The organism is Acinetobacter sp. YH12049 (assembly GCF_013419875.1).
Lineage (GTDB): Bacteria > Pseudomonadota > Gammaproteobacteria > Pseudomonadales > Moraxellaceae > Acinetobacter > Acinetobacter amyesii.
Genome location: NZ_VOZH01000015.1, coordinates 1 through 17,417 on the forward strand (window position 1 = coordinate 1; position 17,417 = coordinate 17,417).

Sequence of the window (17,417 nt, forward strand, 5' to 3'; positions counted from 1 at the left end):
GCCTATTTAAGTGATGTGCTGAAAAGGTTGCCGACACATAAAGTGACTCAGATTGAAGAATTGCTACCACACCGCTGGAAACCTAAATCGAATTAAAAAATAGGCATGGGGTTCAGCGGACGCTTACTTTGGGCAATACTTTGTCCAATATAGAGGGGGTGCCTTGGGAGCGCTCTGTGCTTGCAGGGCGCATTTTGAATGATCGTATTATGATTTTTAATTTGTTGAATCAGGGTGCGACTGATTTAATGCAGTTGAGTCAAAATAGCCACGGTCGACGTTTCTTTAAGAAAGAGGGGATGTTGTGTGCTGAAGTGCCGTATCCGCGTGAGCAATTTAGAGCACACAATTGGAATATTTTAGATAGCTGTGTGCAGTTGTAGTTTTTGTATATAAACATTTTGGTATAGAAATAAAAAAGCCCCAATGAGTAGGGGCTTTTTTACAGTCGTTTAGAAGCTTGGCTTCACGACCACTAAAATGATCACTGCAAATAAAATCAAAGTTGGCATTTCATTAAAAAAACGCCAGAACTTATGCGATTTATAATGTGCATTTTCGATAAGCTTTTTACGGTAATAACCACATACAAAATGATAAATCACCAATAGTCCAACTAATCCAACTTTTAGGTAGAACCAAAGCGCTTCATGGTAGTGTCGAGTTGCATCACCCCAATCGACGAGGAAGTGCGCCGTGATCAGTGTAGCAATCATTGCGGGCCACATAATGCCGCGATATAGCTTGCGTTCCATGATTTGAAAGCGCTGATGACTCGTAGCATCATCACTCATGGCATGGTAGACATAAAGGCGAGGGAGATAAAATAGCGCTGCGAACCAGCAAACAACTGCGATGATATGTAATGCTTTGACCCAGAGGAAAGCATCTGATGGAGCATCCATATATTGACCCTTAAAAGGGCGGTGGGTGTGTGCTTTGGCACCGAAGCGCCAAAGCAGCAAACTTTATATTAAGCTTCCCATTTTTTGAAAACGAGGCAAGCGTTTACACCGCCAAAACCAAAACTGTTACTCATCACAGTATTCAATTTTGCATCACGTTTTTCAAGTACGATATCAAAAGGTTTTGCACCTTCGTCAAGTTCAGTCACGTTGATGTTTGGTGCAATAAAGTCATTTTGCATCATCAAAATAGAGTAAATCGCTTCTTGTACACCTGCAGCACCCAGACTGTGACCGGTCATCGATTTGGTCGAGCTGAGCGGAGGAACTTGCCCTTCACCGAAAGCACGCTCCATTGCTTTAAGTTCAGTAACATCACCTGCCGGAGTAGATGTGCCGTGTGTATTAACATAGTCGATGGTATCTACACCATGTTGTTTAGCTTCTTCTAAAGCCATAAGGACACAACGCGTCGCACCTTCGCCAGATGGTGCAACCATGTCAGCACCATCAGAGTTTGCTGCATAGCCGACAACTTCAGCCAAAATGTTTGCACCACGTGCTTGAGCATGTTCAAGAGATTCTAGTACAACGAAGCCACCACCACCTGCGATGACGAAACCGTCACGGTCAGCAGAGTAAGGGCGTGAAGCAGTCTCTGGAGTGTCATTATATTTTGAACAAAGTGCGCCCATTGCATCAAATAAAAGACTTTGTGACCAATGGTCTTCTTCACCACCACCGGCAAGCATTAAGTCTTGTTTGCCCAATTGAATCAGGTTGTATGCATAACCAATGGCATCGGCAGATGTTGCACATGCGCTAGTAATCGTGTGTGCAATACCTTGCATTTTAAATGCAACACCCACGTTTGCGGTAATGGTGTTGGTCATGTTACGTGGTACAAAGAATGGACCAACTTTACGTGCACCTTTAGTGTCTAGAAGTTCTTTCATTTCAACAACAGATGCAGTTGAACCACCACCTGAACCACCAGCAATACCGTAACGTGGATTACCACCAATTTGTTCTGCTGTTAAGCCTGCATTTTCTACTGCAGCCAAAGCTGAGTTGTATGCATACATTGCGCATACGCCCATAAAGCGTTTTAAGCGGCGGTCAATACCGTCAAAGTTTTGTTCTGCAGCCGCACTGACATGACTTTTGAAATTAAGTTCAGCATAACTTGGGTTGAAACGTGTTCCAGAAATCCCGTTTTGCAAAGAATGAGTGACATCTTCTAATGTATTACCAATGCATGAGTTGATGCCCATACCAGTGATTACAACACGTTTCATCTACAGATCCTTTATAGGTAGTGTGTGAGCAAGCTATTGAAAGTATACGAAGGAAACTTTCTAAATAGACGAACTCATATAATTTGATTGGAATAATGATAGCAGAAAGCTTTTTGAATTCTTATGGCAAATCCTATGCCTATTTTTGACTGAGCTAATTTGCAACGATGCAGCAAAAAACTTAACTTAAAGATACATATTCAAGTTGTGATAAAGTTTGACTACACCTAGTATTTATCAAGAATTTCAAGAATAGTCTGAATGGGGTAGGGAATGGCGAAAACGAATAATAAACCAACGGCTGGTCTGCTCTCAAACGCCTTTGGAGTGGCTAAAAAGCTCAGTTCTACAGGGGTGTCTATTATCAATCATGTTGCACCCGAATCTGTAACTAAGGTCATTCAACCACAAAAAAATGGTCAAACCTTGGAAGGTCAGTCACGTCAGACGAGCGTATTTTATGTGAAAAAATATGATAATCCACAGCAAATCCTGCGTGAACACGTTCCGAATGTTTCTAGACAATTATTCGGTCGACATTTTAATACCGTAAATAATGTAGCCAATTTTGTTGCTCCTCAATTTAGTGACAAAATTTCTGATTATTTATTTGATCGACTTAATCATTTTAGTTCGGATATTTCATCTGTAGATGCGGTGCTTGATGAAGCTGGGGTACGTGATTTAGAAGAGTTGACACAAGATGTCGATCGTTCGCGTCGTATTAGTCAGGCCTTGGGCGAGCAAAATAAATGGATTGCTTCGATTCAAGGAGCTTTAACAGGTGCGACAGGTGTCATTGGTTCAAGTATTGATATCCCTGCTTCACTGATTATGATTCTGCGAGTGATTTATCAAGTTGGACGTTCTTATGGTTTTGACTTAAGCAAAGAAAGTGACCAAGATATTGTTCAGTTTATTTTTAAACAGGTCGACTTGAGTTTAATTGCAGAAAAACAAACTTTGCTTATGGCAATAAAAGCTCTGAGTAGCACGCTACAAAATAGTGATTTGCATCAGTTACAGCAATTGGTGGGTTCAGACACCGATGCAGCAGCATTGAAAAAATATGTACTAGATGAAAATGGTCAGTTTAAGTGGGCATGGCTCAATCAAATGCCAAAAGTTTCATTGTTAAATCAGCTATCACGATTATCTCCTGTGGCGAGTGTTGGTGTAAGTGTGGTGTATAGTCGCCGTTTAGTGGATGAAGTGAATCAGAAGGCACAGCAAGTCTTTTCTAATGCGCGCCAATATATTTTGCAGCATCAGGATATTAGCTTGTCACCTTTACATGCCTATGAGCGTTCTCTTGAGTTGCTTGCTCAAGCAACACCTAAATTACTAGAAGGTATTAAGGCGAAAGATATTGATTTGGCTGAGCCGGTACTAGATCAGACCATAGATGTTGCAGGTCATGAGAGTATTCGCGCAGTAAAAGTCACTAAAAAAACACAACTTAAAACCGCTGATGCAGCCGAAGTGGAAGTAGAGCAGGAACAAAAAGTCTCAGAAGGTTTGGAGGCACTTGCGGAGAAAGTTGTTGAGCCTCATGCACCCGGGGCTGCGCAAAAACCTGCTTTAGCTGAAAAAGATGAGTTTGATGTGTTGGAATCTGTACAGCAAGAAGATGTCCCAGTGGAAAAAGCTGCACCCAAAACTAAGCCGCGTAAAGCCAAAACAGCAGCCGTAGATAAAGTTACAAAAAAATCAGCAGATTCTTCTGAAAAATAAACTATTTATTTGTGGGTGAAAAATTGCGCAAATCACGATGAATAAATGTTTTCGATGATCATATATTGTTGACCAATTTTAAGTCTTCGCTTACAATTGCATGCCCTCAAAAAGTAGTATTTTTTGGGGCTTTTTATTAACGGGAGAATTGCCAAATGGCAACAACAAATCAGTTGATCCGTAAGGGTCGTACAACTTTAGTTGAAAAATCTAAAGTTCCTGCGTTGAAGGCTTGTCCACAACGTCGTGGTGTTTGTACACGTGTTTACACAACTACACCTAAAAAACCTAACTCAGCAATGCGTAAAGTTTGCCGTGTTCGCTTAACTTCAGGTTTTGAAGTTTCTAGCTACATCGGTGGTGAAGGCCATAACCTACAAGAGCACAGTGTTGTTCTTATCCGTGGTGGTCGTGTTAAAGATTTACCAGGTGTACGTTACCATACCGTTCGTGGTTCTTTAGACTGTGCTGGTGTTAAAGATCGTAACCAGTCTCGTTCTAAATACGGTGCTAAACGTCCTAAGAAATAATCTGAAAAGATTAACTTCTTAGTTCGTTAGAACTGCAATCCTTTATCGTCTCGCTTGTCTGATTTCTGCATTTTTTGTGAAAATTCCAAGCGACGTATAGTAAGGCCAGCGAAAGCACATGACACTTTGTGCACCTGCTGGAGTAACCTGAAGTGTCATATTTATTAGGTGTATTAAAATGCCAAGACGTCGCGTAGTTGCTGCCCGTGAAATCCTTCCGGATCCTAAGTTCAGCAGCCAAACAATCGCTAAATTCATGAACCACGTAATGCAAGATGGTAAAAAATCTATTGCTGAAAGTATCGTTTACGGTGCTTTAGACCGCGTTCAAGAAAAATCTAAAGTAGACCCAGTTGAATTTTTCGAGACTACTCTTGAAAAAGTTCGTCCTATGGTCGAAGTAAAAGCACGCCGTGTTGGTGGTGCTACATACCAAGTGCCTATGGAAGTACGCCCATCCCGTCGTACTGCCTTGGCTATGCGTTGGTTAGTAGATGCTGCTGCTAAGCGTTCTGAAAAAACTATGGCTTTACGTCTTGCTGGTGAGTTGCTTGATGCAGCTGAAGGTAAAGGCGCAGCGATCAAAAAACGTGAAGATGTGCATCGTATGGCTGAAGCCAACAAAGCCTTCTCTCATTACCGTTTCTAAGCGGATAAAACAGCCCCTATTCAGGAGGGTGACAAATCAGTTGTCACTGTTTTGTCATCGAATCGCTTTAAGTTGCTATGCAGCTTAAAGCGTCCTGTTTTAAACAACAAAATTTAGGAATGCTAGAAATCATGGCTCGTCAAACCCCAATTTCTCGTTATCGTAACATTGGTATCTCTGCGCACATTGATGCTGGTAAAACTACCACTTCAGAACGTATTTTGTTCTACACAGGTGAGAGTCACAAACTTGGTGAAACTCACGAAGGTTCTGCAACTACAGACTGGATGGAACAAGAGCAAGAACGTGGTATTACTATTACCTCAGCGGCAGTAACATGCTTCTGGAAAGGGATGGGTAACCAATTTGAACAGCACCGTATTAACGTAATTGATACCCCAGGACACGTAGACTTCACTATTGAAGTTGAACGTTCTATGCGTGTTCTTGACGGTGCATGCATGGTTTACTGTGCTGTAGGTGGTGTACAACCTCAGTCTGAAACTGTATGGCGTCAAGCAAATAAATATAAAGTTCCACGTATTGCATTCGTGAACAAAATGGACCGTACTGGTGCGAACTTCTTCCGTGCTGTTGAACAAGTTAAAACACGTCTTGGTGGTAATCCAGTGCCAATCGTTGTTCCAATCGGTGCAGAAGAAAACTTCCAGGGTGTTGTTGACCTAATCGAAATGAAAGCGATTATCTGGGACGAAGCGTCTCAAGGTATGAAGTTTGAATATGGCGAAATCCCTGCTGAATTAGTTGAACTAGCTAACGAATGGCGTACTAACATGGTTGAAGCTGCTGCGGAAGCATCAGAAGAACTCATGGACAAGTACCTTGAAGAAGGTGAGTTAACTAAAGAAGAAATCGTTTCAGGTTTACGTGCACGTACATTGTTGAATGAAATTCAACCAATGCTATGTGGTTCAGCGTTCAAAAACAAAGGTGTTCAACGTATGTTGGATGCTGTAATTGAATTCTTACCTGCGCCGACTGATGTCGAGGCGATTAAAGGTATCCTTGACGACAAAGACGAAACTGAAGGTTCTCGTGAAGCGTCTGACGATGCTCCGTTCTCTGCGCTTGCGTTCAAAATCATGAACGACAAATTTGTAGGTAACTTAACATTCGTACGTGTTTACTCTGGTGTGCTTAAAGCAGGTAGCCCTTGCTATAACCCAGTTAAAATGAAGCGCGAACGTGTTGGCCGTATCGTACAGATGCACGCAAATGACCGTCACGATATTGAAGAAATTCGTGCGGGTGATATCGCAGCATGTGTAGGTCTTAAAGATACTACGACTGGTGATACATTATGTGATGAAAACAATGTAATTACACTAGAGCGTATGGAATTCCCAGAGCCAGTAATTGCGCTTGCGGTTGAGCCTAAAACTAAAGCTGACCAAGAAAAAATGTCTGTTGCTTTAGGTCGTTTGGCGAAAGAAGACCCTTCATTCCGCGTACGTACTGACGAAGAATCTGGTCAAACAATTATTGCTGGTATGGGTGAGCTTCACCTTGACATTATTGTTGACCGTATGAAGCGTGAATTCAACGTTGAAGCGAACATTGGTAAACCAATGGTAGCTTACCGTGAAACGATCAAAAAATCAGTTGAACAAGAAGGTAAGTTCGTACGTCAAACTGGTGGTAAAGGTAAGTTTGGTCACGTATACGTACGTTTAGAACCACTTGCTGAAGATGCTGGCAAAGATTACGAGTTCGCTGAAGAAGTTGTAGGTGGTGTAGTACCTAAAGAATTCTTCGGTGCGGTTGACAAAGGTATCCAAGAACGTATGAAGAATGGTGTCCTAGCTGGTTATCCAGTTGTTGGCATCAAAGCGACATTGTTCGATGGTTCTTACCATGACGTCGACTCTGACGAATTATCGTTCAAAATGGCTGGTTCTTACGCATTCCGTGACGGTTTCATGAAAGCAGATCCTATCTTGCTTGAACCTATCATGAAAGTTGAAGTAGAAACTCCAGAAGACTACATGGGCGATATCATGGGTGACTTAAACCGTCGTCGTGGTCTTGTTCAAGGTATGGACGATTTACCTGGTGGTACTAAAGCTATCCGTGCAGAAGTTCCACTTTCTGAGATGTTTGGTTACGCAACTCATATGCGTTCTATGTCTCAAGGTCGTGCAACTTATTCTATGGAATTCGCTAAATACGCTGAAACACCACGTAACGTGGCTGAAGGCATCATCGCTAAGTTCCAATCTGGCGGTAAAAAAGGTGACGACGAGTAATCTTTCGATTACTATAAGCCCAAACTAATTCATAGTTAAAAACCAAATGCTCATGCAGTATCCCTGCATGAGTAGTTTAAAAAGGAAGATCTCATGGCTAAGGCTAAGTTCGAACGTAATAAGCCACACGTTAACGTGGGTACAATTGGTCACGTCGACCACGGTAAAACTACTTTAACAGCTGCAATTGCAACTGTATGTGCAAAAAAATTCGGTGGTGAAGCGAAAGATTACGCTGCAATCGACTCTGCACCAGAAGAAAAAGCACGTGGTATTACAATTAATACTTCACACGTAGAATACGATTCTCCAATCCGTCACTACGCTCACGTAGACTGCCCAGGTCACGCCGATTATGTTAAAAACATGATTACTGGTGCTGCGCAAATGGATGGTGCGATCCTTGTATGTGCTGCGACTGATGGTCCAATGCCACAAACTCGTGAACACATCCTTCTTTCTCGTCAGGTAGGTGTACCTTACATCGTTGTATTCCTAAACAAATGCGACCTTGTTGACGACGAAGAGCTTCTTGAATTAGTAGAAATGGAAGTTCGTGAACTTCTTTCTACTTATGACTTCCCAGGCGACGACACTCCAGTAATCCGTGGTTCTGCTCTTGCAGCGCTTAATGGTGAAGCTGGTCAATACGGCGAAGATGCTGTAGTTGCTCTTGTTGAAGCTCTTGACTCTTACATCCCAGAACCAGAACGTGCTATCGACCAAGCATTCCTTATGCCAATCGAAGACGTATTCTCAATTTCAGGTCGTGGTACAGTAGTAACTGGCCGTGTTGAAACTGGTATCGTGAAAGTAGGCGAAGAAGTTGAAATCGTTGGTATTAAAGATACAGTTAAAACAACTGTAACTGGCGTAGAAATGTTCCGTAAACTTCTTGACGAAGGTCGTGCGGGCGAGAACTGTGGTGTTCTTCTACGTGGTACTAAACGTGAAGACGTTCAACGTGGTCAAGTACTTGCTAAACCAGGTACAATCAAACCGCATACTAAATTCGACGCAGAAGTATACGTACTTTCTAAAGACGAAGGTGGCCGTCATACTCCATTCCTTAACGGTTACCGTCCACAGTTCTACTTCCGTACAACTGACGTAACTGGTGCGATCGCGCTTAAAGAAGGCGTTGAAATGGTTATGCCTGGTGACAACGTAGAAATGTCAGTAGAATTAATCCACCCAATCGCAATGGACGCTGGCTTACGCTTTGCGATCCGTGAAGGTGGCCGTACAGTTGGTGCTGGTGTAGTTTCTAAAGTAACTGCATAATCACTAAATGTGTGTAAAAAAGCGCCTCTTTGAGGCGCTTTTTTTTATGTTTATTCAATGTGATAGGGAAATTGTCTGACAATATTTTTTAAAGCTGTCCTTTAGTGATAATTCACTGTCCTTAACTGAAATAATTACGCGTCAATAAAACCGTAATATGAACTCAAGAAAACCAATAAAAGTTTGAGTATTTCATAACTCAAAAAGGAGTTAGGCATGAACGCTAAAGTAAAGATTACTAATCGAGCAGGTGCAAGTTTCCCTGTACGCCGCATGAATTTTGATTTTGATGCGGTACCAGAGTACTGGATGAACGGCTCAGCTGGTTTGACACATTTTATGACCGCATTATCTGCTTTATTTCCCGCGGGTGAAATGTTCTTTATTGATAGTGTGCGTGCAGTACGTAAACATCCCGCGATCGCAAATAATGAAGCCCTACAAAAAGAAATTAGTGCTTTCATTGGTCAGGAAGCCATGCATACGCAAGAGCATGAAGGTTTCAATGCCTCTGCACAAAAATACGGTCATGATGTCGAAACGCTTGATAAGGCAACGGGTCGAGTTATCCAAGGTGTGCGAAAAGTTTTTGCACGTATTGGTAAACCTGTTGGTATCACTCAAGAAATGGTAGATCTTACCGCAACTACGGCACTTGAGCATTTCACTGCAACCATCGCTTCACAGTTATTGGTTAACCCACATATTCAAGCTTTAATGACAGATGAAACCATGAAAAATATGTGGTTGTGGCATGCGATTGAAGAAAATGAACATAAAGCCGTGGCTTATGATGTTTTTGAAGGTGTCTTTGGTCAGGGAATTAAGGCCTACGCACTCCGAACAGGCTCATTGATTGGCGCTATGGTGACTTTATTCTTCGTACAAAGCTACTTTGTTGCTCGTTTATTAAAAGAAGATAACAAGCTTAATTTTGAAGCATTAAAAGATATTTATACCTATGGTTATAGCCCTTCAAAAGGCATCATCACTGGTATGGGTAAAGAAATGCTGATGTATTTTAAACCAGGTTTTCACCCGAATGATTTAGATACTTCAGGTTTGTTAAAAACGTGGAAAGCATATTTGGGTCTCTAATCACAGCGCTGTGGTGACTTTTTGAGAAGGGCGATGTAAATCGCTCTTTTTTTTATTCAACTTTAGAAGCAAACTTTTTATAATGCGCATACCCTAGCTATAGAAAGATAAACGAAGATGATTCGTTTGATGCAAGACGCTGATGTACAGCAGGTTTACGATATCGAGCGCCGCGTACAAAGCCATCCTTGGACCTTAAAACAATTTCAAGAATCGATTGCTGCCTATCAAAGTACGGTGATTGAGCGACAAGGAAAAGTTGTAGGTTTTTGCATTTTACAACCCGTTTTAGATGAAGCAAATTTATTGTTAATGGCGATCGATCCGAGCCAGCAAGGCAAAGGATTAGGTTTTCAATTACTCGATGAATCTATTGCCTTACTCAAAAATAACCCCATTCAAATCTTCTTAGAAGTGCGAGAAGGTAATCAACCAGCGATCCGTTTATATGAAAAAGCGGATTTTCATCAAATCGATTTGCGAAAGAATTATTATCCAAATGCCGATGGAACTCGTGAGCACGCCATTATTATGGTGAAGGCTTGTATTGATGATTTTGCAGCTTTATTTAAATAAAAGCGGTGAAGCGTCATCAGATTTAAAGAAAGCATTCGTGAATAAACGAATGCTTTTTTATTGAAGATCTTTTGTTTGATCCCTTTTATTTAATAATAGGATTATTCCAACCTGAAGGTAAGGTGGTCATCAGGGAATCCCCCAGTTGGCTAATTTCTTCTTGGGTCAGTGGTCGATTGAGTCGACGCCATTGTCCATCAAGCAGAAGTTCCAGTGGAATGTACTGAGATTTATAATTCATTTTTTGCGAATCTGGCACCCAATAGCCCAAGTAGACATATTGCAATCCAAGCTTTTGTGCATGCTCGATTTGTTTCAGAATGGCAAAAGTCCCTAGTGAGCGACGGCTTTCATCAGGATCAAAAAAGGTATATACCGCTGAAATACCATCATCGAGTGGATCACAGGTAGATACACTGATTAGTTGCTCATCCAACCATAGCTCTAAAAAGAAACTGTCAGTGCAGCTATTGATTAAAAATTTTTCAAATTGATCTTGGCTAGGTGGGTACATATCACCATCAGCATGCCGTTCATTGATATAGCGTTCGTACAGGGCATAATGCTTTGCATCGGCATCTTGAGGACGGCTAATTTTCACCGTTAAATCTTGATTCCGTTTCCACGCTTTTTTTTGCACGCTGTTCATTTGAAATTCATGAACAGGAACGCGAGAGGACAAACATTGGCGACAAAGATGACATTCAGGGCGGTAGACAAAATCCCCACTACGACGAAAACCCATGCGGGAAAGTTCAGATAACGTGACCACATCAATACGATGGACAGGATCAAGAAAGACCATCCGAGCAGATTTATTTTCTAAGTAGCTACAATCATGCGGAGGCGTGATGTAGTACTGTAATTCGTTCAACAGGGACTTCGGTTGATAGGAATTCATCGTAATATCCCTCTTTTATTGTCATGCGCTGAGACTTGCCCATTGCGCTATTGTTTTACTTGAAAATACACTGTCCTGATACTTTTTCCAATCGATAGAGGGTTGTTTAACAACATCTTGTAACGAATTAAGGTATTGTTGGCGAGAAAGTGTACTCGCACCTAAGCTTAAGAGGTGATCGTTGACCAATTGGCAATCAATCCATGGCAACTGATTCTCTTGCCCGATGAGCATTAAGGTGTAAAACGCCATTTTAGAGACATCTGTTCGTGTACTAAACATAGACTCGCCAAAGCAGCCATGGCCAATATTGACGCCATAGAGTCCTCCGACAACGGTCTCATTTTCCCAAACTTCAATGCTATAAGCATAGCCTGCGTCAAACAGCGCAGAATATCCCTGAATAATATCTTCTGAAATCCATGTTTCATTGGCATAACTACGCGGCAAAGAACATGAGCGAATCACAGTTTCAAACGCATGATTAATGGTGATCTTATTGTCCATTTTTTTCATGCTGCGTAATAACGATTTGCTCGGATGATAGTCATGCGGTCGAATAATGCAGCGGGGTTCAGGACACCACCAACAAATTGGATCACCTTCACTGAACCATGGGAAAAGACCGTGACTATAGGCTTCAAACAGTGTGGAAGGGGAGAGGTCAGCACCGATGCAAATTAAGCCTTCACCTTCGGGATCGCATTCAACAGGATCGGGGAAAGTAAATTCAGAAGGAGGGAGTATCGGCATGCCAAGCTTCTTATTGAGGTATACGGATTTTTATCATGCATAAAAAAGCCGACCATCAGGTCGACTAATTTTTAAAACTATTTAGCTAAGCAAATGAATGAAGCAAAAGATTATTCGCCGAGTGCATCAAGGTATTTTTCAGCATCGAGTGCAGCCATACAGCCTGAACCTGCAGAAGTAATCGCTTGACGGTAGATACTATCGGCAATATCACCCGCAGCAAATACGCCTGGAATAGACGTTTGTGTTGCGTTGCCTGCGGTGCCACTTTGAACTTGGATGTAGCCATCACGTAAGTTCAATTGACCTTCAAAAATACCGCTATTTGGTTTGTGACCAATCGCCACGAACATACCAGTGACATCAACGTTTTGAGTTGAATCATCTTGCGTAGATTTAATACGTACAGAAGTCACACCGGTGTTATCGCCAATAACTTCATCCACTTGGTGATTCCAGATAATACTGATTTTACCTTCTTTTTCTTTTGCAAAAAGATGATCTTGAAGGATTTTCTCTGAACGTAAAGTGTCACGACGGTGTACAAGAGTGACATGAGAAGCAATGTTTGAAAGATACAGCGCTTCTTCCACAGCAGTATTACCACCGCCGACAACCATGACTTTTTGATTTTTATAAAAGAAGCCATCACATGTTGCACATGCGCTTACGCCTTGACCCATGAAAGCAGCTTCTGATTCAAGACCTAAATATTGTGCAGTTGCACCTGTACAAATAATCAATGCATCACAAGTAAACTCTTCCATATCGCCTTTAAGCACGAACGGACGAACATTGAGGTCCACTTCGTTGATATGGTCATACACAATTTCTGTACCAAAACGTTCAGCATGAGCTTGCATTTGTTCCATTAGGGCAGGGCCTGTTAAACCTTCTGCACCACCTGGCCAGTTGTCTACTTCTGTCGTTGTAGTCAATTGACCGCCTAATTGAATACCTGCGATGAGTGTCGGTTTCAGGTTCGCACGGGCAGCGTATACCGCAGCGCTATAACCTGCAGGACCAGAACCTAAAATAATTAGACGTGAGTGACGAGCGCTCATCCGTAGAATCCTTTTTTTATATGATAATTTGTGGAATTATACGTCAAAGTTTGAAACGATTGTGTGAGATTAAAGTCGATATTATTGATCATCGAAATCGTTTTGAGCTATATACAATAAAGTTAACAACTATACTTAAATTATCTTGCATCTTTTTTATTGAACAGGTGCATAATAACAGGTTTAGATTCAGCCCATTTTTGTTGTGGGTAATGACAAAAACATTCATGAAGAATTGGTTACAGGAACGTATATGACAGCGGTGTCGGGTGCATATGCACAGCGCTTAATAATGACTTTATTCCTTGTTTCATTTGGGATATATCTGTTCCTTGCAACAGTCACATATACGCCATTTGATCCGGGATGGATGCATTTATCCAGTGATACTCAGCAAGTTTCAAATGCCAGCGGCGTCGCAGGTGCATGGATCGCTGATTTACTCTATGGATTTTTAGGTTGGGCAAGTCTGCTGATACCTGTCTATTTATTTCTCGAAGCAATTCAAGTGTGGTGGCCACGTAGTTTTCTAAACCGTCCATTTCGCTATGCCGCTCAGTTCTTTATTTTACTGGCAACTTCAAGTTTACTTTTCCTGTTTTGGAATGTCCCTGAAGATACTTTAGAAAATGCATCGGGCGGGATCATTGGCTATGAACTGGGTCAAAGTCTTGAACAAATATTAACGGTCTATGGTGCAGCAATATTTCTTATTGCATTTTGGATCATGTTGTTCACTTTGGCCTTTGGCATTAAGTGGAATAAGACATGGGCAACCATGAAATCCACACCAGCTTATCTGCAAGATTTGTTCTATCGTAATGTCCCTGAAGGCGATACCGCTTTTGACCGTACAGTGCCAACGACTAAAAAAGAGAGTGCTGCTGCGCATGCATCAAAAGTGGTTGCACCAGTAACACCAGCCGATGAACATCATGCGGTCGATGTCGATCCTGTGGTACGTGATCGCGTCGCTGAACGTTTATTTGATGATATTGCCGATAAAGAATGGGCAGACAAAGAATGGAACGCACAACATTCATCTGCAGTCGACTTGGCAGAGACTGCTACACCATCTGATGAAGATTTTGAACATACCTTGGCGAAAGTGCATCAGCTTGAACAAGATAAACAACGTGTTGTTGCAACAGGTGAAGTTTGGCGCGCATTACATTCCAATGATGACCAACGCCACAAACAAGATATTGATGCTTTACTGAAAGCTGCAGAAGAAGAGCAGCCTGCCAATCAAACTGAATATTTCAACAAAACAGCAGATGTGCATTCGACTTCTCCGACAGAAGCGGTGCAACCTGCTAAAAAATCAGTCGATTGGGATGATGATGAAATCTTCGATGAGCTGTTAGCGGCTGTCCCGAATAGTAAAACAGCGACGGATGTGCATAGCCCATTTAATACAGCGCAAAGTGAAAGTCCTGCAACGCATTCAAATGAGTTTGCTACAGGTGCTGCTCCCACAGTTGCAGGTTTAGGTGTGGCAGCTGCACAGATTACACCGCTGACCACACCGAAAAATATCAGTGCTGAAACTGAATTTAATGATCTCGATGATTTGCTGGTTGAAGAAGCAGAGCAAGCAATAGAACAGGCGCAGCCGGTTCGTACAACCAGTCGTTATGCGCAATCTACGCCTTTGGTTCGTGCTGAAATTAATACGCAGCCGCAGACTTTTGTATCTGATGATGAAAAAGCCTTAATCAGCTCGAATAAAGATGCCTTCCGTGAAGTGTGGCAAGAAACGGCGGGTAAACCAGAAGACATCGATTTAGATCTCGAAGATGATTTTGACTTTGATGCGCCTTTAACTGATGCTTCTGGTCGTCCAATGTCACGTGCGATGCAAGTGGCACAAAAACGCTTGGATTTACCGACTTTGCCGGGCTTGGAAATCTTAGATCCTGTAGATCCGAACAAGAAAGTCAATTTCACTGCAGAGCAATTGTCTCGCTTGTCTGAACTTTTAGAAATTAAACTGCAAGAGTTTAATGTCAAAGCCAAAGTTGTAGAGGCACAGCCGGGACCAGTCGTAACACGTTTTGAACTTGACTTGGCACCTGGTGTGAAAGCGTCTAAAGTCACCAATATTTCACGTGACTTGGCACGTTCGATGTCTATGGCTTCTGTACGTGTGGTGGAAGTCATTCCGGGTAAACCGTATATCGGGATTGAAGTTCCGAATAGTTCACGTGAAATGGTTCGTCTTATTGAGCTGTTAGAAACGCCGGCATACCGTGATCCAAATGCCTTACTCAGTATGGCGATGGGTAAAGATATTTCGGGTAATCCTGTCTTAGCAGATTTGGCGAAAGCGCCGCATATGTTGGTGGCGGGTACTACGGGTTCTGGTAAGTCAGTCGCAGTAAATGCCATGTTGTTGTCGATGTTGTTGAAATACACACCAGAGCAACTGCGACTCATCATGATTGACCCGAAACAGTTGGAACTTGCCAACTATAACGATATTCCACATTTATTAACGCCTGTTGTAACTGACATGAAAGATGCGGTGAGTGCATTGAACTGGTGTGTGAATGAAATGGAGCGTCGTTATAAGCTGATGTCTTTGATGAAAGTGCGTAAGCTGACTGACTTTAACCGCAAAATTGAAGAAGCAATGGCCAATGGTGAAGATCTGATTGATCCAACTTGGAAGCCAGATGACTCTGCAACCCAAAGTCGTGCGCCACGTTTACAGCCAATGCCGTTGATCGTAATTGTTGCCGACGAATTTGCTGACATGATCATGCAAGTGGGTAAAAAAGCCGAAGAAATGATTACCCGTCTTGCACAAAAATCACGTGCAGCAGGGATTCATTTGCTGTTGGCGACACAGCGTCCAACCGTAGATGTGGTGACGGGTTTGATCAAAGCCAATATTCCAACCCGTGCTGCGTTACGTGTCAACAGTAAACTGGATTCACGTACTATCTTAGATGCTGGTGGTGCGGAAGACTTACTGGGTCATGGTGATATGTTGTTCCTCGGACCGGGTAAAATTGAACCTGAACGAGTACATGGCGCGTTTATTTCAGACGATGAAGTGAACCGTATTTGTGATGCATGGCGAGAGCGCGGTGAACCGAATTATGTCGATGAGATCCTCACGCCTTATGATGAAGAGCCGACATCTCGCGGTTTTGAAGATGGTGATGGTGGATCAGACCGTGATGCGCTGTATGATCAATGTGTTAGTTTCGTTTTGGAAACACGTAAAGCATCGACTTCATCTTTACAGCGTAAATTCAGTCTCGGCTATAACCGTGCTGCACGGATTATTGATCAGATGGAAGAAAATGGTATCGTCAGTGGGATGGGGCCAAATGGTAAACGAGATATTTTGGTCTAAGTCCTAAAACAAAAAACCTGCTTCGGCAGGTTTTTTTATTTTTAGATTGTGAACTCTTCTTGGTAGAACATGGACTGGGCCAGTTCGATAAAAGCTTTGCAGGCCGGGCTCATGAGTTTTTGATTTTTTACGGCGAGTCCAATCTGCCGTTGGGTATTTGGAAAGAGTGGACGTTTAACCACATGTGGATGTAGCGCCAACAGCTCAGCAGGCATCGCCATATCCGCAACGATAGCAATCCCTTCCTGTAAATTCACCATGTTTAAAATGGTTAGCAGTTGCGACATTTGATAGGTGATTTTAGGTTGTATTTGGTGTTGTTTAAGCAGTTTTTCGACATGGGACTGGCTGCCTGCACGGGTCATAATAAAGGGGTAGTTTTGTAGGTCTTGGATATTTAAATGACTGTGTTTGGAAACTGAATAACTATCTGGAATCAAGGCAATGAAAATATCTTGGATTAAGGGGAAGGTGAACAGTTGCGGCTTAGGGAGTACGGCAAAACCCACATCAATTTGACGTTCAGAAATCCAACGAGACACTTCTGCATCGGTGCCTTCCTCGACATAGATCTCAATATGCGGATAACGTTCTCGATACGCCTTTAATAGCTCTGGAAGCAGATGAATCGAACTAGAAGAACCAAAAGAACCAATTCTCAGTGTTCCTTGTTGAATACCATGTGCGGCATGCACTTCTTGTTGCATGATTTGTGCGGTATTGATGACTTCTTTGGCATGCAGCAATAACTGCTGACCAATGTGGGTCAGGCTTATTTCGCCTTGCTCACGGCTAAATAAGCTGACATTCCAATGTTGCTCTAAACACTTTAATGCATGAGAGACAGCCGACTGAGTAATTCCCAGTTGCCGAGCAGCGAGAGTAAAGCTTTGTTGTTCTGCGACTTTAATAAAAATTTCAAGCTGAGAAAATGTCATTGCCATGAGTAATTGCTCATTTTGTTATGAGTCTAGATGAGGATTATATTGTG

The 17,417-nt window shown here is 42.3% G+C and carries 16 protein-coding genes; 10 read left to right on the forward strand and 6 right to left on the reverse strand.

What is annotated here, in order from left to right; genetic code table 11:
* Both FTU05_RS08255 and FTU05_RS08260 read left to right on the forward strand, forming a co-directional pair.
* Nucleotides 1–96 (forward strand): transposase domain-containing protein (locus FTU05_RS08255; RefSeq protein ID WP_179992416.1); only part of this gene is annotated, 96 nt, incomplete at its 5' end.
* A 44-nt stretch (nucleotides 97–140) separates the two neighbouring features.
* On the forward strand, nucleotides 141–383 hold the full coding sequence (locus FTU05_RS08260) for a hypothetical protein (protein WP_180055299.1): 243 nt from the start codon (nucleotides 141–143) through the stop codon (nucleotides 381–383).
* Nucleotides 384–452: 69 nt separating this feature from the next.
* Here the strand turns inward: FTU05_RS08260 and hemJ are convergent, their stop codons facing one another.
* Both hemJ and FTU05_RS08270 read right to left on the reverse strand, forming a co-directional pair.
* The gene (gene hemJ / locus FTU05_RS08265; protein WP_180041062.1) at nucleotides 453–905 is read right to left on the reverse strand and encodes a protoporphyrinogen oxidase HemJ; all 453 of its coding nucleotides are present in this window, start codon (nucleotides 903–905) and stop codon (nucleotides 453–455) included.
* A gap of 68 nt (nucleotides 906–973) precedes the next feature.
* Nucleotides 974–2,203 (reverse strand): beta-ketoacyl synthase N-terminal-like domain-containing protein, encoded by a 1,230-nt coding sequence (locus FTU05_RS08270; RefSeq protein WP_180164935.1) that lies wholly within the window; start codon nucleotides 2,201–2,203, stop codon nucleotides 974–976.
* 273 nt (nucleotides 2,204–2,476) lie between these two features.
* Between FTU05_RS08270 and FTU05_RS08275 the strand changes: the two genes are divergently transcribed.
* From FTU05_RS08275 to rimI, 7 genes are all read left to right on the forward strand, one after another.
* Nucleotides 2,477–3,937 carry an EcsC family protein gene (locus tag FTU05_RS08275; RefSeq protein ID WP_180164937.1) on the forward strand — a complete coding sequence of 487 codons (1,461 nt, stop codon included), beginning with the start codon at nucleotides 2,477–2,479 and terminating at the stop codon, nucleotides 3,935–3,937.
* A 155-nt stretch (nucleotides 3,938–4,092) separates the two neighbouring features.
* Nucleotides 4,093–4,467: a 30S ribosomal protein S12 gene (gene rpsL / locus FTU05_RS08280; protein ID WP_000246374.1), complete on the forward strand. Its 375-nt coding sequence runs from the start codon at nucleotides 4,093–4,095 to the stop codon at nucleotides 4,465–4,467.
* Between the two features lie 178 nt (nucleotides 4,468–4,645).
* Nucleotides 4,646–5,116 (forward strand): 30S ribosomal protein S7, encoded by a 471-nt coding sequence (rpsG, locus tag FTU05_RS08285; protein ID WP_005011815.1) that lies wholly within the window; start codon nucleotides 4,646–4,648, stop codon nucleotides 5,114–5,116.
* Between the two features lie 131 nt (nucleotides 5,117–5,247).
* Nucleotides 5,248–7,383: an elongation factor G gene (fusA, locus tag FTU05_RS08290; RefSeq protein WP_180004228.1), complete on the forward strand. Its 2,136-nt coding sequence runs from the start codon at nucleotides 5,248–5,250 to the stop codon at nucleotides 7,381–7,383.
* Nucleotides 7,384–7,476: 93 nt separating this feature from the next.
* A complete protein-coding gene (gene tuf / locus FTU05_RS08295; protein ID WP_180002848.1) occupies nucleotides 7,477–8,667 on the forward strand; it encodes an elongation factor Tu in 1,191 nt (396 codons plus the stop codon).
* A gap of 216 nt (nucleotides 8,668–8,883) precedes the next feature.
* Complete coding sequence (locus FTU05_RS08300) at nucleotides 8,884–9,765, forward strand: metal-dependent hydrolase (protein WP_078193116.1); 882 nt, start codon at nucleotides 8,884–8,886, stop codon at nucleotides 9,763–9,765.
* Nucleotides 9,766–9,882: 117 nt separating this feature from the next.
* Entirely contained in the window at nucleotides 9,883–10,341 is a 459-nt protein-coding gene (gene rimI, locus FTU05_RS08305) for a ribosomal protein S18-alanine N-acetyltransferase (RefSeq protein WP_180004229.1), read from the forward strand.
* A gap of 85 nt (nucleotides 10,342–10,426) precedes the next feature.
* Here rimI and FTU05_RS08310 read toward each other — a convergent pair whose 3' ends face one another.
* The 3 genes from FTU05_RS08310 to trxB form a co-directional block, all read right to left on the reverse strand.
* Nucleotides 10,427–11,242, reverse strand: coding sequence for an arginyltransferase (locus FTU05_RS08310; RefSeq protein ID WP_078190044.1), 816 nt, complete (start codon nucleotides 11,240–11,242; stop codon nucleotides 10,427–10,429).
* Nucleotides 11,243–11,263: 21 nt separating this feature from the next.
* Entirely contained in the window at nucleotides 11,264–11,995 is a 732-nt protein-coding gene (aat, locus tag FTU05_RS08315) for a leucyl/phenylalanyl-tRNA--protein transferase (protein ID WP_180164939.1), read from the reverse strand.
* A gap of 110 nt (nucleotides 11,996–12,105) precedes the next feature.
* Nucleotides 12,106–13,059 (reverse strand): thioredoxin-disulfide reductase, encoded by a 954-nt coding sequence (gene trxB, locus FTU05_RS08320; protein ID WP_180024006.1) that lies wholly within the window; start codon nucleotides 13,057–13,059, stop codon nucleotides 12,106–12,108.
* A 253-nt stretch (nucleotides 13,060–13,312) separates the two neighbouring features.
* Between trxB and FTU05_RS08325 the strand changes: the two genes are divergently transcribed.
* Nucleotides 13,313–16,426 (forward strand): DNA translocase FtsK, encoded by a 3,114-nt coding sequence (locus tag FTU05_RS08325; RefSeq protein ID WP_180164941.1) that lies wholly within the window; start codon nucleotides 13,313–13,315, stop codon nucleotides 16,424–16,426.
* A 41-nt stretch (nucleotides 16,427–16,467) separates the two neighbouring features.
* Here FTU05_RS08325 and FTU05_RS08330 read toward each other — a convergent pair whose 3' ends face one another.
* Nucleotides 16,468–17,364, reverse strand: coding sequence for a LysR family transcriptional regulator (locus FTU05_RS08330; RefSeq protein WP_180134782.1), 897 nt, complete (start codon nucleotides 17,362–17,364; stop codon nucleotides 16,468–16,470).
* Nucleotides 17,365–17,417: the final 53 nt, after the last annotated feature.

Coding starts and splice junctions, on each gene's coding strand:
- FTU05_RS08275 (WP_180164937.1), top strand. CDS start 2,477: ATGGCGAAAACGAATAATAAACCAACGGCTGGTCTGCTCTCAAACGCC.
- fusA (WP_180004228.1), top strand. CDS start 5,248: ATGGCTCGTCAAACCCCAATTTCTCGTTATCGTAACATTGGTATCTCT.
- rpsL (WP_000246374.1), top strand. CDS start 4,093: ATGGCAACAACAAATCAGTTGATCCGTAAGGGTCGTACAACTTTAGTT.
- FTU05_RS08270 (WP_180164935.1), bottom strand. CDS start 2,203: ATGAAACGTGTTGTAATCACTGGTATGGGCATCAACTCATGCATTGGT.
- tuf (WP_180002848.1), top strand. CDS start 7,477: ATGGCTAAGGCTAAGTTCGAACGTAATAAGCCACACGTTAACGTGGGT.
- FTU05_RS08330 (WP_180134782.1), bottom strand. CDS start 17,364: ATGACATTTTCTCAGCTTGAAATTTTTATTAAAGTCGCAGAACAACAA.
- trxB (WP_180024006.1), bottom strand. CDS start 13,059: ATGAGCGCTCGTCACTCACGTCTAATTATTTTAGGTTCTGGTCCTGCA.
- rimI (WP_180004229.1), top strand. CDS start 9,883: ATGATTCGTTTGATGCAAGACGCTGATGTACAGCAGGTTTACGATATC.
- FTU05_RS08310 (WP_078190044.1), bottom strand. CDS start 11,242: ATGAATTCCTATCAACCGAAGTCCCTGTTGAACGAATTACAGTACTAC.
- hemJ (WP_180041062.1), bottom strand. CDS start 905: ATGGATGCTCCATCAGATGCTTTCCTCTGGGTCAAAGCATTACATATC.
- aat (WP_180164939.1), bottom strand. CDS start 11,995: ATGCCGATACTCCCTCCTTCTGAATTTACTTTCCCCGATCCTGTTGAA.
- rpsG (WP_005011815.1), top strand. CDS start 4,646: ATGCCAAGACGTCGCGTAGTTGCTGCCCGTGAAATCCTTCCGGATCCT.
- FTU05_RS08325 (WP_180164941.1), top strand. CDS start 13,313: ATGACAGCGGTGTCGGGTGCATATGCACAGCGCTTAATAATGACTTTA.
- FTU05_RS08300 (WP_078193116.1), top strand. CDS start 8,884: ATGAACGCTAAAGTAAAGATTACTAATCGAGCAGGTGCAAGTTTCCCT.